Source organism: Pseudoalteromonas sp. B160 (assembly GCF_037162485.1).
GTDB classification, from domain to species: Bacteria; Pseudomonadota; Gammaproteobacteria; order Enterobacterales; family Alteromonadaceae; genus Pseudoalteromonas; species Pseudoalteromonas rhizosphaerae.
The window spans coordinates 1,284,138-1,298,980 of record NZ_JARLUX010000001.1 but is presented as its reverse complement, the minus strand read 5'-3'; the positions used below and the strand labels follow the sequence as shown (position 1 = coordinate 1,298,980).

The following is a 14,843-nucleotide window of genomic DNA, read 5'->3' as shown; positions in this document are numbered from 1 at the left end:
GCTATGATAGTCGCTCTACAAATGTGCTCCAGGCTGTGTGCTGATGACAACATGAATCAACTTAGACAACAGTTAACTACGCTTCCTGCAACTCGCCCGTTACTGGTGTGTTTACCTGAAAGCTTCTTGGTGTTTGCTAATAGCGGCCATCAAACACTTGTTGTAGCAAAGCAAAGTGATGTTTATCAACAACAATTAAGTGAGTTATGTCGCCAACATGATATTTGGCTAGCAGCAGGTACTGTGCCTATTGCCACAGAGCATGACAAATACTTTGCAGCGTCTTTGCTGTTTAATGAGCAAGGTGAAGTGCTGGCCCAGTACAATAAAATGCATTTATTTGACGTTGATGTTGCTGATGGGACTGGTGCGTATCGCGAGTCTAACTTCACCGAAGCGGGCAGTGACATTGTGGTGGTCGATTCACCGTTTGGTAAAATAGGTCTTACAGTATGTTATGATCTACGCTTTAGTGGCTTATTTAGTGCTTTGCAACGAGCCGGGGCAGAGGTTATTTTAGTGCCTAGCGCATTTACTACCATAACAGGTGCAGCTCATTGGCAACCGTTATTAACGGCCAGAGCGATAGAGACGCAAAGTTATGTGATTGCTGCTGCGCAAGTAGGGCAACACGAAAATGGTCGCGCGACATACGGCCACAGTATTATTATTTCTCCTTGGGGCGACGTCCTCAGCGAGCTTGCAAATGGCATTGGGTTTATTGGTTGTCAGCCAGATCTAAACCGCTTACACGCCATTCGTCGAGATATGCCAGTGCAATCTCACCAACGATTTAGAGAGCATTTATTATGAACACGGTTGAACAGCATTTATTACACGACAGCCAGCTAAATCGAGAAGAACTCGAAAAAACGCTTGGTTTTATTCATCAGCATAAAGTTGATTACGCGGATCTTTACTTTCAATCTAGCCACCATGAATCATGGGTGCTTGAAGATGGCTTAGTAAAAGAAGGATCGTACAACGTTGAACGCGGCGTCGGCGTACGCGCAGTTAGTGGCGAAAAAACCGGTTTTTCGTACTCTGATGCAATTAATTTAGAAGCACTTAACAAAGCCGCAACCGCTGCGCGCAGTATTGCCGAAGCAGGTGAAAGTAAAGCCATTCAGGTATTTAGTGATGTAGCAGCAAAACAGCAGTTTGCACCACTGCAACCGATTCAAAGCATGAGTGATACCGACAAAGTAAATTTATTACGTGAGCTTGAAAATTATATTCGTGAGCTTGCTCCTGACGCAGAGCAAGTTATTAGTTCTATGTCTGCGGTGTATGAAGAAGTATTGATTGCGGCCAGCGATGGTACATTTGCCACCGATATCCGCCCATTGATCCGTTTAAATTGCTCGGTATTACTTGAAAAAGACGGCCGCCGTGAACGCGGTGGCGCAGGTGGTGGCGCACGTTTAGATTATGGTTACTTTAAAGAACTGGTGGATGGTAAACCCCGTTGGATGGAATACGCAGAAGAAGCCGTACGCCAAGCAAAAGTAAACCTTGAAGCTATTGACGCTCCAGCGGGCACGATGGAAGTGGTACTTGGCGCAGGTTGGCCAGGAGTCTTACTGCATGAAGCCGTAGGTCATGGCCTAGAAGGCGACTTTAACCGTAAAGGAGCCTCGGCATTTAGCGGTAAAGTGGGCCAAAAAGTCGCATCAGAGCTGTGTACTGTAGTTGATGACGGCACCATTGCCGATCGCCGTGGTTCACTTAATGTGGATGACGAAGGTACGCCTGCAGCGTACAACGTACTTATCGAAAACGGTATTTTAAAAGGCTACATGCAAGATAAAATGAATGCGCGTTTGATGGGCGTTAACCCAACTGGTAATGCGCGCCGTGAGTCATACGCGCATTTACCTATGCCACGTATGACCAATACTTATATGTTAGGCGGCGAGCACAGCCAAGCCGATATTATTAGTACAGTTAAAAAAGGTATCTTCGCCCCAAACTTTGGTGGCGGCCAAGTAGATATCACTTCAGGCAAGTTTGTATTTAGTGCCTCAGAAGCCTACTTAATTGAAAACGGCAAAATTACTCGGCCAATCAAAGGCGCCACATTAATTGGTAACGGCCCTGAAGTTATGCAGCAAATATCTATGGTTGGTAACGATCTTGCGCTGGATAAAGGTGTGGGTGTGTGCGGTAAAGACGGTCAAAGCGTCCCTGTTGGCGTTGGCCAGCCAAGCTTGAAAATAGATAACTTAACAGTGGGTGGCACCGCTTAATTTTTGTAACTGCTATTGAGCTGTAAAGAAAAAAGCTTAGCCCCTGATGGAGCTAAGCTTTTTCTTTATTGATTGATAACTAAGTGCTTAAACTTAGTTTTTTAACTCACTTTTTGCAGCTTCGTTATACCAAAGCTCCATAAAAAAAGCGGTTAGCTTATGCTCTATTTCTAGCGCCTTGTCAGTTGGGCAAAATAGCGTAAAGCTGGCTTTAAACTCGCCCAACTCTGTGGTACTAAAGTGTATTTCAGGCTCAGGGCCAGAAATTTTTGCATCTAATTTTCTTTCGATAATCGAATTATAACGACCAGCCACATCTTGAAACTCTTCACAATATTGCTTCGCTTTCGTGGTTAGAGTTTCGTAAATTGGATACGGATTAAAACTTTCTTTACGGACAATACTAAAGTGATGAGTGGTAAAACGTTTTACAAAGTTTAAGTTTTTAATCGGGTTAGTGATCAGTTTATTATTCGGAATATAAATAGTTTTGCGAGAAAACTGATAGGTGTGCATGTCAATTTCATGCATGGTGGTTTTGATCCAATCAGTTTCTGCTATTTCACCATAATATTCACCAACCTGCACCCAGTCGCCAACCCGAAACGGACGGGTAGTGACTAAATAGAAAAAGCCAATTATACATTGAATAAACTCTCTGGTCGCAAATACAATAGCCACTGCAAATGCCGCGATCGACAGCGCAAAGTTCTGGATTTCAGTAGACCATACAAATAGCAGTAATAGCACCGTTGCTAGGTTAATAGAGTGCTTAATATTGTGCGAAATATAGCGAATATCTTTTTCTTTTTTCTGCTTTATGGCGCGCAAATCTGTCAACCAGCGCCTTAAGAGAAAACGCAATAGTGATCATTGCTAGTGAAATAAGTACCGGATGGAGCAGTAAATCTTTGTTCATAAATTCCTAATTGATGGAGCGTTAATAAAAAATAACACGCGACCATACTAACTAAATTTTGCAGATTTAACCACGGTAGAACAGTAATAAAGGGGCAAAACCGTTATATGTTTTATCAACTAACTAGCATCCAAAGACCCGCTGTTATCATAAATAGATTCTCGGTTAATGAGATAAAACCTAGCGGTACATTGCTGTTGCCACCGACGCACGCGCACTTGAGTTCACGTTTATCTATATATACAGCTTTAAATACTGATACCGCACCAATACCACCAATAAATAACGAGAACGGCGCCACCGCTAAGGCCGGAAGTTTGGCCACCATCCCGATGGCAACATAGGCTTCAATAAAAGGATAAACATAAGCATAAGGCACAACGCGCATGGCAAGTAAGTCATAGGTAATAAATGAGTTTGAAAAGCTATATAAATCTTGTAGCTTTTGAATTGCTAACACCGCCATCGACAGTGCAATAAACAGCATTAAGTTTTGCATAGACAATAAAGCGTCGCCATTGGCATAGCTAAACCCGCAGCTGAGTAATAGTGTGACTGCAAAAATAGCTAACACTGGCGTGTAAGTTGTGCCTTGTTGACCCGCTTTGGTCAGATTGAAAAAATCGCGCAAATCATCGTACTCACCTATACGTTTATCATCAATAAAGGTTTGTGGGGTGGTTTTTACATCATGCTGTTGTTTGAAGTCATCGGTTTGTTTGCGGCTAGTAAGGTGGCGATCATCAACATCGTAGCCATTACGCGCTAACAAATCTTTTGATTTTAACCCGAACGGGCAAATATGCTCATCGGTTACCATGCGATATAAAATTGCTGACTTAGACACAGTGCCTCCTTGTAAAAATGTAAAGCCGACTACGTAATCATTACCGAATTACGCAGTAAACATAAACAAAATGTGCTTGTTATTCAGTGTTATTAAGTGAATACAAGGTTTGTGCCAGCTAATAATAATTACTTGGTCATGCTTAAAACAACATCCATAACTGGATCATGCCATGCTAAATAATCATGGGTGTAAAAACCTTGCAACAGAGCTGCAAGGTTTCGTGGCGACCTTAATGTAGCGACTGTTTAGGCCTGCATAAAACGCGGCAATGTTAGTTACCAGGCATAGGGATATAACCAGGTAGCTGCTCAATTCTCTTCATCCACGCTTTAATATGCGGGTATTTATCTACCTCAACATCTCCTTCATGGGCGATGGATATATAAGGATAAATTGCACACTCGGCGATAGTCGGGCGATTCGCTGCTAACCAATGGTTATTCATAAGGTGAGAATCGATTAATGTAAGTATTTTATTTGATTGCAGCACACATTGAATATGATCATACTCGGCCGCAAACTTTTTAATTAACCGAGCTTTATTCGGTCCATGTTGTATTTCATTAGCCGCGACAGACAACCATTGCATAACGTCTGCTTGTAAATGCGCTTCACTAGGCCACCATGCTTCACCGCCATATTTATTGGCAAGATAAACTAATATCGCTTGCCCATCTCTTAACACTATATTGCCATCTTCAAGTATTGGGATTTCTCCCCAAGGGTTTAATTTAATTAATTTACTTTGCTTATGCTCGCCTTGCATAAAGTTAACAGGAATAATATTTAATGGTGTATGGATCAGTGAGGCAAATAACCTTACTTTGTAACAGTTGCCTGATAACTCTAAATCATATAATTTCATTTTTTGTCTCCTCTGATAATAATTGATTGAACTCAAGAACGTTCCCATCAGGATCACGGATAAATAAAGCGATTCTTCTCGGGCCGAGTTTTTTTGGTCCCTCAGTGATTGTGAGCCCTTCTTTAGATAACCAAACTTGAAATTCATTAATGTTATTAATAATGAATGCAGGATGCGTGATCCCTGGTTTTTTTATCGGCTCATCAAGGAGTGTGTTCTTTTGCCCTGTTATTTTTGCACCATTAAAAATAAGATTAATGCGAACACCGCCCGCTGTAATCATCTCATTCGCTTCGCCTTCTGCAATGCGATAGGTTTCTTTGAATCCAAGGCGTTCATAAAAGTGGACTGATTTTTGTCTATTGCTGACTCGAATACCAACATGATCATAGGCAAGAGCTGCTTGAGGGTTTACAGGAGATAAAGTGTTCATAGAGTATGTTTCCTATCTTTATTTGATAGCGACACTATGACATTTTGTTATTTAAAAGATAATACGGTAAATTTGATAAGGATATTTTCAATAAATGAGATAATCAATGGACAAGTTACAAGCAATGTCTATGTTAATTAAGGTTGTGGAAGTTGGTAGTTTTTCTGCGGCAAGTAAAGAGCTAAATGTTCCTTTGCCAACCCTGAGCCGAAAAATATCGGAACTTGAGAACCAGCTCGGTGTGCGTCTATTACATAGAACAACGAGAAAGTTATCGTTAACGGACTTTGGGGCAAATTATATTCGTGCTTGTAAAGCAATTATCGAGCAAGTTGAAGAGGCCGAACAAGGGGTAAAAGGTGAATATTCAGAGCCTAAAGGGGAGTTGGTCATCACCGCACCAGTGATGTTTGGAAGATTATATGTATTGCCAATTGTTACTGAGTTTTTGTCCTTATATTCCAGCATAAATGTGCAGTTAATTTTGTCGGATGGAAATATTAATCTGTTTGATAATGATGTTGATATGGCTGTTAGAATTGGTGCGCTACCAAATAGCTCAATGATAGCCACTCAAGTAGGAGAAATTCGGGTGGTAACCTGTGCAAGCCCATCGATTTTAGCTGCCCATAAAACGTTAAAAACACCGGCTGATTTAACTCACTACCCGTGTATATCACTAAATACGGCGATGACAACCCCACCTTGGAGTTACCTTGTTCCGGATTCTACAATTGCTTTTAATGTAAATATATCATCGCGATTAACGATTACGGATAGTAAATCAGCTGTTACTGCTGCTATAAATTCAGTAGGGGTAACCCAGCAGCTACATTACCAAGTTAAAGATGCACTTGAGCAAGGCGCGCTTGAGGTCATATTAGCTGAATTTGAACCCGCGAAAGTTCCTGTGCATTTACTGCATAAATCTCGAAAATATATGCCACAAAAAATGAAAAGCTTTTTAGATTTCGCATCACCAAGATTAAAAAGCAAAATTGATGAATTAGCTTTGTAGGTATTGATAGTAAGTAAAGTCACCAGCCAAAACGAAAAAACCTTGCAGCGTTAACTGCAAGGTTTTATCTTTTTAGCCTTTAGCCTTTAGCCTTTAGCCTTTAGCCTTTAGCCTTTAGCTAGCGCATAGTAACAAACTCTTCTGAGCCAGTTGGGTGCAGCGCAACAACGGCATCAAAATCTGCTTTGGTTGCGCCCATTTTCATAGCTACTGCAAAGCCTTGGATCATTTCATCAACCGCAAAACCTAAGCCGTGTAAGCCTACAACTTTCTCGTCAGGGCCTGCGCAAACTAGCATCATGTTACATGCTTGGCGGTGCTGAGTAACCGCAGTGTACATAGCAGCAAAGCTTGATTTATACACTTTTACGTTCTCGTTGCCGTACTGCGAAATTGCTTCTTGCTCAGTTAAACCAATGGTACCAATTGGCGGGTGGCTAAATACCACTGTAGGAACTAAGCTGTAATCCATTTTTAAATCATCTGGCAGGTCTTTATTGAACAAACGCTCTGATAAAGTACGGCCTGCTTTTACTGCAACAGGGGTAAGCTCTATACCGCCTTCGATGATATCACCCACAGCATAAACATTTTTAGCCGTGGTATTTTGGTACTCGTCTACCTTAACGTAACCGCCTTCGTTTACTTCAACACCCGCTGCGACTAGGTTAATCTTATCAGTCGTCGGTGTACGGCCAATGGCCCAAATGACTTGATCAACATTTTGACTGTAGCCATTTTCAAAGTGGATAGTTAAGCTGCCATCGCTTTCTTTAACTACTTCTTTTGGTGAGCATTCTGTATGCAGCGTCGGGCCTTCTTTGGCCATAATATCAACAAGGGTGTCGATGATGTATGGGTCAAAGGTGCGCAGTGGTTTATTTTTACGAACAAATAAATGGGTTTCTGTACCTAGGCTATGTAGTACACCGGCAATCTCTACCGCGATATAACCGGCACCAACAACGGCAACGCGTTTTGGTTGTTCATTCAGCTCAAAAAAGCCATTTGAATCGATGCCGTGTTCAGCACCTGGTATATTTGGAATGCTAGGGCGACCGCCTACGGCCACTAAAATATGATCGGCGGTGTAGTGCTCGCCGTCTACTTCGACTGTTTTACTGTCAATAAATTTAGCGAAGCCTTTAATAACTGTTACGCCGTTTTTAGCAAGGCCATTATCGTAACCCTTATGAATGCGGCCAATATAGGCTTCACGGCTTTCTACTAGTTTACTCCAGTTGAATTCTTTTACTTCAACATTAAAGCCGTAATCAGGGGCGTATAAGTTAATTGCTTCAGCAACTTGAGCGCCATGCCACATTACTTTTTTTGGTACACAACCTACATTTACACAGGTTCCACCCATATGTTTTGCTTCAATTAGTGCCACTTTCGCGCCACGCATTGCTGCACGGTTAGCTGACGCTATCCCGCCGCTGCCGCCGCCAATCGCAATGTAATCAAAATGCTGAGCCATCTTTAGTCCTCAAGTTTATATAAAACGTATTTCTCTGATAATAACACATGGCAGACCCGTTAAAAGCCCCTTGTATTTCGAGACGTACGCCCCAACTTAAAAATCATATTCGAAACGATTTGAGAGCTAACATGAGCGATTTACAAAATAACCCACTAATAGGCCTTGAAGGCTTACCACCGTTTTCAAAAATTAAGCCAGAGCATGTTGTGCCGGCGCTAAAAGCGGGTATTAGCGAATGCCGCGCTAAAATAGACGAAGTGCTGGCTAATAAATCATTCACTTGGCAGGACTTAGTGTTACCTCTTGAAGAAGTTGACGATAAATTATCGCGAATGTTTTCTCCGGTATCGCATATGAACTCCGTAGTTAATAGCGATGAATTACGTGAAGCGTACGAACAATGTTTACCACTTATCTCAGAGTATTCAACCTTTGTTGGTCAACACCAAGGGTTGTATGAAGCCTACAACGCACTACACAACAGTGATGAGTTTAAAACGTTAAGTACGGCAGAACAAAAAACTATTACTAATGCATTGCGTAGCTTTGAATTATCGGGTATCGCCTTGGCGCCTGAGCAGCAAAAGCGCTACGGCGAGATCAGCGCACGTTTATCAGAACTTGCGGCTAAATTTGGCAATAACGTGATGGATGCCACATTGGCTTGGCAAAAGCACATTACTGATGAAAGCGAACTCGCAGGTTTACCTGAGTCGGCGTTAGCGTTAGCGGCAGATACAGCAGCAAGCAAAGAATTGGACGGCTGGGTATTTACCCTTGATTTCCCGTCTTACTTACCGATCATGACTTATGCTGATAACCGTGAATTACGCGAAGAGACGTATACGGCATTTGCAACACGCGCATCAGATCAAGGCCCACACGCTGGTCAGTTTGATAACTCTGAGATCATGAGTGAAGAACTCGCGCTGCGTCATGAAATTGCGCAACTATTAGGTTTTGCCAGTTATGCTGAAAAATCATTAGCCACTAAAATGGCTGAAACGCCAGAGCAAGTATTCTCATTTTTAGAAGACTTAGCCGCTAAATCTAAACCACAAGCTGAGCAAGAGCTCGCTGAGCTGCAAGCTTACGCTAAAGAAAAACATGGCATTGAGCAACTCGCTGCGTGGGATTATGGTTATTACGGTGAAAAGCTTAAGCAAGAGAAATACGCAATATCAGACGAAGTACTGCGCCCGTATTTCCCCGCAGATAAAGTACTAAGCGGCTTGTTTGAAACAGTAAATCGTTTATTTGGTATTAGTGTTAAAGAGTTAAAAGACATTGATAGTTACCATAAAGATGTACGCTTTTTTGAAATTTACGACAGTAGCAATACTCTGCGTGGCCGTTTTTATCTTGATTTATACGCGCGTGATCACAAACGCGGTGGTGCGTGGATGGATGACTGCATGGGTCGCAAAGTACGCGCCAATGGCGAGTTACAAACGCCTGTAGCGTATTTAGTGTGTAACTTTAATAAAGCGGTAGGCGATAAGCCTGCACTGTTTACTCATAATGAAGTCACCACTTTATTCCATGAGTTTGGCCATGGTATTCACCATATGCTAACCCAAGTTGATGCCGCGCCAGTTGCTGGTATTAATGGTGTTGCATGGGATGCCGTTGAGCTGCCAAGTCAGTTTTTAGAAAACTGGTGTTATGAAGAAGAAGCACTTAACTTTATTTCAGGTCACTATGAAACGGGCGAGTCATTGCCTAAAGAGTTATTGGATAAACTACTAGCAGCTAAAAACTATAACTCAGGCATGCAAATGCTGCGTCAAATCGAGTTCTCGTTATTTGATTTTAGAATTCACAACGATTATCAAGCGGGTGAAGAATGCCAAATTCAAGCGCGTTTAGATGAAGTACGTAGCCATACATCAGTTGTTAAAGCACCAGAGTTTAACCGTTTTCAACATGGTTTTAGCCATATCTTTGCTGGTGGTTATAGCGCAGGTTATTATTCGTATAAATGGGCCGAAGTGCTCTCAGCTGATGCGTTTTCCAAATTTGAAGAAGAAGGTATTTTTAACCCAGAAACTGGGCAAGCCTTTATGCAGCATATTTTAGAAAAAGGCGGCAGTGAAGAGCCAATGGAGTTGTTTAAAAACTTCCGTGGTCGTGAGCCAAGTGTCGATGCACTATTGCGCCACAGTGGTATTGCAGCTTAAGCACTACGTATATTTAATCTTGAAAAGCGCCGTTTGGCGCTTTTTTACTATTTAGAGTAATAAATTGTCGCAAAATCAGGGCTCCGTACTATGCTTTTTTAAGTAATTAATAAAAAGGAATTGGGCATGACAAAACTGGTACTGGCGATTGATGATGATAAATATGTTCATCGTGTAATAGAGGAATCATTAGCGGGGTTTTGTCAGTTAATTCATGCTAAAAATGGCGAAGAAGGTTTAAGGCAAGCTTATAAATATAGCCCTGACATTATTTTATTGGATGTTGAAATGCCGGGTAAAACGGGCTACGAAGTGTGTCGTGAGCTGAAAAGTAATGAGCAAACCAAAGATACCCCAGTGATGTTTTTGTCGGGTAAAAGCGAATTACCAGAACGTGTTAAAGGTTATAATGCCGGTGCTGCCGATTACATTGTAAAGCCCTTTAATGCAGAAGAATTAATGGCGCGTATTCGGGTGTTGTATCAATATCGTCAGCATTCTATTAAGTTAAAAAATGATGTTGCGCGCGCGCAGAGCACTGCTGAAATCGCCATGACTGACTCCGGCGATATGGGGCGCATAATGCGTTATGTTGGGCAAACCTATCACGCCCATGATGTGCAATCATTATCGGCCTATTTTTTTGAATTCTTCCGACCGCTGAATCTCGATGTGGTTGTGGCATTTTGGTATCAAGATGTAGGAGTTGTGTGTACTGATGACGGTGGTGTTTGTCCGTTAGAGCAAGAGTTATTAGAAAAGCACCGTTACTCTAATCGCTTTGTTGATTTTAGTAGTCGTACTATTGTTAATTATCCTAAAGTGTCTATTTTAATTAAAAATATGCCTTTAGATGATGTTGTGCTGTATGGTCGCTATAAAGATTTATTCCCGCATATTTTGGAGGTGACCAATGCCAAAATTCAAGATATGGAAGTAAAGGAAATGGCGCTAGCCCAAGCGCATGCGGTTGGTAATGCTTTCAATGAGCTTTCTTCGCAATTATTTGTCAGTAGCGAGGCGCGTGAAGAAGCCGTAGCTAAATTGACAACTCAGTTATCTGAATTACGTGCACTTATGCAGCAAGATCCCGCTTTTGCTGCGAACCAAGCGTTGGCATTGCAGGTTGAGCAATTAGAGCAAACACAATTACAGTTAACTATCTTGAATGATGACTTGGCTTTTATTAAGCATCAGCTCAATCACATTATTGAATCGCGCAGCGAATTGATAGAAAGCTTGAGCAACACAGCCGCGTCAGAGCACTCTCAAGACGTTACTTCGCAAACTGATATTGAGCTATTTTAGTGCTATAGCGTTAAGCAATTGATATACTTCGCAAGCTATTTACGGTCGGAGTTTATTTTGGTTATACAGTGTCCTTTTAAAGAAGTACGTCCTTATCTTAATGAAATTGAGCTGCGTTTTGGGCTCGCTGAGTGGGCGGCACAAAGCGAAGGCTTTTCACTTCATTATGATGATCAAGGCTTAAGCTTACGAAAAACCGATGAACCAAAACTTGGCGCTATTAGCGTTGACTTTGTAACTGGGGCTGTTGCTCATCGGCGTAAATTCGGTGGCGGTAAAGGGCAATCAATTGCTAAAGCGGTGGGTTTAAATAAAGGAGCGACCCCCGTTGTTCTAGATGCGACCGCAGGGCTTGGCCGTGATGGTTTTGTGTTAGCATCACTGGGTTGTAAAGTGATTTTACATGAGCGCCATCCGGTTGTTGCAGCATTACTTTATGATGGTTTGCAACGTGCTTATAGCGATAATGAAATTGGTCCGTGGATGAAGCAAAACATGAGCCTAGTGTTTGGCTCAAGTCATACCTTACTCGCGCAATGCGAAAGTATGCCAGATGTAGTTTATTTGGATCCAATGTTTCCACACCGTGAAAAGTCAGCACTGGTTAAAAAAGAAATGCGGGTGTTTCAAGACTTGGTTGGCGCAGATAATGATGCTGATGACTTACTCGCATTTGCCTACCCACTGGCTAGTAAGCGAGTGGTTGTTAAGCGGCCTGATTACGCACCATTTTTAAATAATCAGACGCCTAGCATGCAGATTAAAACCAAAAAGAATCGCTTTGATGTGTATGTCAAAGCCGCCATGGTGTGAGGCTTTATTCGTATTTTTTATTTTTGTTCCCATAAAGTTATAAGAGTTTCATATCGATTTTCATTAAACTGTCATAAATAGTTAATAGTGTACGCGCAGTTACCCAAAGGAATTTAATTTCATGCGCGTGTCATCATTCACTCGGTTGCTGGCTATTTTGCTGGCATTGGCTAGCCTGCTGTTAGGCGGAACCTTGTACTGGGCAAGTCAAACCTTAGTTAAACTCGAACAACAAGACCAATCTTATAATCAATTAAAAAATAAAATACTCGTTGATTTAAAAGGCTTACTAGAAGATTACTTAGCACAGGGCGATAGTCAGTATTTAGGGAAAGCGTCGGATTTAATTAGCCAAGTAAAAGACACCCAACTTGCTATTTTACCAATTGATTTAAAACAACAGTTAGATCTGCAATTAAGCCAACTCGATACTGATATAAAAGGTAAGTATCGTGCTTTAGGTAAACTGTCAGGTAATGAAACAGCATTACTTGATAATGCACTTAGGCAAATGGCGGGCTCAGCTTCTTCTTTAATTGGTTATGCTAACAAAGCAGGGCAACAAAATACTAACGCTCAGGCTTATTATCAGCTTGGCAGTGATTACTACCGCGAAGTGACAAATTTGTCGTTGTTTACTTATCAGCTAATGCTTAGTTTTGATCAAGACACACAAACCAACTTACAACAAAGTATTGCTAACTTAAACCGTTTAGCAAAGCAGATTGACGAGCTTGAAAACTTGGGCGTTATGAGTGAAGTTGATGAAGATAGTTTGTTTATAGATGAAGAAGCCGAAGATTTAGCAGGTGAAATTAAGGCTGAGCTAAGAAGCTGGCCGAACCGCTACCCACGTGATTTAGAGAACACCATTGCACAAGCTCAGCAGCGTCAAACAGGCATACAGGCTCTGCGCAAACAGATCAGTACACTTTCTGACACGGTGATAAATGCTGAGCAGCAACTTAAAATTCAGCAAGGTACGTTAAAGCAGCGAGTATTTGTAGTGTTTTGTATTGCCATTGGCATGTTGGTTGTATTGGCTGTTGGTGTTTACTTTGTACAGCGAAATCAAGTATTAACCCCGCTTCGTCAATTACGTGATGGCTTTGCATTTTTAATCGAAAGTAACGAATTAAAAAATATTGAAAGTAGTAACTCAAAAACAGAAGTTGGTGAAATAGCTAGTTACTTTAACCAGTTAATTGAGCGTCAACGGTTAGAGGCTGAAGAGCGTGCACAAATGCTCAAGGTGATTAACGATTTTATGCAAGAAATGAGCGAGCATCTACATACGATAAGTCAGCAAACAGATGCCAGTCATCATCAAGTTGAACAAAATCAAGAATTATTGGCTGATATTCAACATATTGGTGAGCAAGTAAACGATATAAACGGCAAAGTAGCAGATAACGCCAAGCATACGTTTTCAGCAATGGAGCAAAGTTTAGGGTTTGCCCAAAACATGCTCAGTGCTAGCTCAAATACACAACAGCGGGTGGAGCAAGGTTTACATAGCTTGCAAGAGTTGCTCAGTGGTGTACAAGATGTAGGGAAAGTTATTGAAGTGATCCGCAATATTGCAGATCAAACTAATTTGCTGGCACTCAATGCTGCGATCGAATCAGCGCGCGCAGGTGAACATGGCCGTGGTTTTGCTGTGGTTGCAGATGAAGTGCGCAAGTTAGCTCGGCAAACACAAGGTTCGCTGAGTGATATTAATAACCAGCTCAATCTATTGAGTGAAAACTCAACTATGGTGTCAACGCAAATATCAGCATTAGCTGATGATGCTCAATTGCAAACCGATAATGCCCAAGAGCTGAAACGAAACTCCGAAGGGGTAGCTCATAATGCACAGGATGCTAATAAAGTCGCTTTTGATGCCATGGAGTTGGCAAAGCAGCAAAACTCATTGTTAGAGAACTTCAGCCAGTCAATGCAAAGTATGAAAGGGCAGGTGAGTGAATCCAGTTTATTAGTGGCTGATATTCATCAGCGTTTACAGCAGCAAATGCATACTATTCGCAGTAGTTTAGGATTGTAACTTTGCTTGCAAAGGCACAATTACTCGCAACTCGATGTTAGGGTTGGTTGCGCTTTTGTGCTATTTTGGTGTTGTTCAAAACCCATCACTTTAAAAGGAAATATCATGATTTCTCAAGGTCAAACATTACCAGCCGTTAGTCTTACACAGCTTACTGACGACGGTATGCAAACACTTACCAATGAAACACTTTTTGCAGGTAAAAAAGTGGTGTTATTTGCAGTGCCAGGCGCGTTTACACCTACGTGTTCAAATGCACATTTACCTGAATTTATTACTCTAGCAGATAAAATAAAAGCCAAAGGCGTTGACGCTATTTACTGTGTATCAGTAAACGATGCGTTTGTAATGAAAGCATGGGGTGAGCAACATAATGCTCAAGCAATCGAGATGCTTGCCGATGGCGATGCTAGCTTTACCAAAGCACTTGGTTTAGATAAAGACACTGCTGCATTTGGTGGTGTACGCTCAACGCGTTATGCAATGATTGTTGAAGATCAGCAAGTCACAGGTTTATTTGTTGAACAAGATAAAGAGTTTGCAGTAAGTCGCGCAGAAGCGGTACTTGAAAAGCTTTAAAAAAGAGCTAAAAAAGCCGAACTTTCATTCGGCCAAAGTTACCAAGGGAACTGGCAAATAGCACTTATAGGCATAGAGTTTAATACAAACCCTATGCCT

Annotated in this window: 12 protein-coding genes and 1 pseudogene; 8 read left to right on the top strand and 5 right to left on the bottom strand. The window is 41.6% G+C overall.

Annotated features, from left to right (window positions below; genetic code table 11):
* Positions 1–3 precede the first annotated feature (3 nt).
* Both P4S61_RS06060 and tldD read left to right on the top strand, forming a co-directional pair.
* The gene (locus P4S61_RS06060; protein WP_337118887.1) at positions 4–813 is read left to right on the top strand and encodes a carbon-nitrogen hydrolase family protein; all 810 of its coding nucleotides are present in this window, start codon (positions 4–6) and stop codon (positions 811–813) included.
* Positions 810–2,249 (top strand): metalloprotease TldD, encoded by a 1,440-nt coding sequence (tldD, locus tag P4S61_RS06055; protein ID WP_149982653.1) that lies wholly within the window; start codon positions 810–812, stop codon positions 2,247–2,249. The genes P4S61_RS06060 and tldD overlap by 4 nt, the downstream gene beginning before the upstream one ends.
* Before the next feature lie 93 nt (positions 2,250–2,342).
* Here tldD and P4S61_RS06050 read toward each other — a convergent pair.
* The 4 genes and pseudogenes from P4S61_RS06050 to P4S61_RS06035 all read right to left on the bottom strand — a co-directional run bounded on the left by P4S61_RS06050 (position 2,343) and on the right by P4S61_RS06035 (position 5,316).
* Positions 2,343–3,168: pseudogene (locus P4S61_RS06050) on the bottom strand (mechanosensitive ion channel family protein).
* 115 nt (positions 3,169–3,283) lie between these two features.
* Entirely contained in the window at positions 3,284–4,015 is a 732-nt protein-coding gene (locus tag P4S61_RS06045) for a glutaredoxin family protein (RefSeq protein ID WP_337117955.1), read from the bottom strand.
* Positions 4,016–4,289: 274 nt separating this feature from the next.
* The gene (locus tag P4S61_RS06040) at positions 4,290–4,883 is read right to left on the bottom strand and encodes a glutathione S-transferase family protein (protein WP_337117954.1); all 594 of its coding nucleotides are present in this window, start codon (positions 4,881–4,883) and stop codon (positions 4,290–4,292) included.
* Complete coding sequence (locus P4S61_RS06035; protein ID WP_145238636.1) at positions 4,870–5,316, bottom strand: VOC family protein; 447 nt, start codon at positions 5,314–5,316, stop codon at positions 4,870–4,872. Before P4S61_RS06035 ends, P4S61_RS06040 begins: the two co-directional genes overlap by 14 nt.
* 106 nt (positions 5,317–5,422) lie before the next feature.
* Between P4S61_RS06035 and P4S61_RS06030 the strand changes: the two genes are divergently transcribed.
* Positions 5,423–6,334, top strand: a complete 912-nt coding sequence (locus tag P4S61_RS06030) for a LysR family transcriptional regulator (RefSeq protein ID WP_182757942.1) — start codon at positions 5,423–5,425, stop codon at positions 6,332–6,334.
* Between the two features lie 118 nt (positions 6,335–6,452).
* On the opposite strand, the gene gorA is transcribed toward P4S61_RS06030, so the two are convergent.
* Positions 6,453–7,814, bottom strand: coding sequence for a glutathione-disulfide reductase (gene gorA, locus P4S61_RS06025; protein ID WP_182732055.1), 1,362 nt, complete (start codon positions 7,812–7,814; stop codon positions 6,453–6,455).
* A gap of 131 nt (positions 7,815–7,945) precedes the next feature.
* Between gorA and prlC the strand changes: the two genes are divergently transcribed.
* From prlC to P4S61_RS06000, 5 genes are all read left to right on the top strand, one after another.
* Positions 7,946–9,997, top strand: a complete 2,052-nt coding sequence (gene prlC, locus P4S61_RS06020) for an oligopeptidase A (RefSeq protein ID WP_145238693.1) — start codon at positions 7,946–7,948, stop codon at positions 9,995–9,997.
* A 126-nt stretch (positions 9,998–10,123) separates the two neighbouring features.
* Entirely contained in the window at positions 10,124–11,305 is a 1,182-nt protein-coding gene (locus tag P4S61_RS06015) for a response regulator (RefSeq protein WP_182759952.1), read from the top strand.
* Positions 11,306–11,362: 57 nt separating this feature from the next.
* Positions 11,363–12,118: a class I SAM-dependent methyltransferase gene (locus P4S61_RS06010; protein ID WP_145238699.1), complete on the top strand. Its 756-nt coding sequence runs from the start codon at positions 11,363–11,365 to the stop codon at positions 12,116–12,118.
* A 121-nt stretch (positions 12,119–12,239) separates the two neighbouring features.
* Positions 12,240–14,165, top strand: a complete 1,926-nt coding sequence (locus P4S61_RS06005; protein ID WP_145238702.1) for a methyl-accepting chemotaxis protein — start codon at positions 12,240–12,242, stop codon at positions 14,163–14,165.
* Between the two features lie 105 nt (positions 14,166–14,270).
* Complete coding sequence (locus tag P4S61_RS06000; RefSeq protein WP_145238704.1) at positions 14,271–14,744, top strand: peroxiredoxin; 474 nt, start codon at positions 14,271–14,273, stop codon at positions 14,742–14,744.
* Positions 14,745–14,843: the final 99 nt, after the last annotated feature.

Bases quoted from the DNA above. Each gene is read 5' to 3' on its own strand.
- prlC (WP_145238693.1), top strand. From the start codon at position 7,946: ATGAGCGATTTACAAAATAACCCACTAATAGGCCTTGAAGGCTTACCA.
- P4S61_RS06015 (WP_182759952.1), top strand. From the start codon at position 10,124: ATGACAAAACTGGTACTGGCGATTGATGATGATAAATATGTTCATCGT.
- gorA (WP_182732055.1), bottom strand. From the start codon at position 7,814: ATGGCTCAGCATTTTGATTACATTGCGATTGGCGGCGGCAGCGGCGGG.
- tldD (WP_149982653.1), top strand. From the start codon at position 810: ATGAACACGGTTGAACAGCATTTATTACACGACAGCCAGCTAAATCGA.
- P4S61_RS06060 (WP_337118887.1), top strand. From the start codon at position 4: ATGATAGTCGCTCTACAAATGTGCTCCAGGCTGTGTGCTGATGACAAC.
- P4S61_RS06005 (WP_145238702.1), top strand. From the start codon at position 12,240: ATGCGCGTGTCATCATTCACTCGGTTGCTGGCTATTTTGCTGGCATTG.
- P4S61_RS06000 (WP_145238704.1), top strand. From the start codon at position 14,271: ATGATTTCTCAAGGTCAAACATTACCAGCCGTTAGTCTTACACAGCTT.
- P4S61_RS06040 (WP_337117954.1), bottom strand. From the start codon at position 4,883: ATGAAATTATATGATTTAGAGTTATCAGGCAACTGTTACAAAGTAAGG.
- P4S61_RS06030 (WP_182757942.1), top strand. From the start codon at position 5,423: ATGGACAAGTTACAAGCAATGTCTATGTTAATTAAGGTTGTGGAAGTT.
- P4S61_RS06035 (WP_145238636.1), bottom strand. From the start codon at position 5,316: ATGAACACTTTATCTCCTGTAAACCCTCAAGCAGCTCTTGCCTATGAT.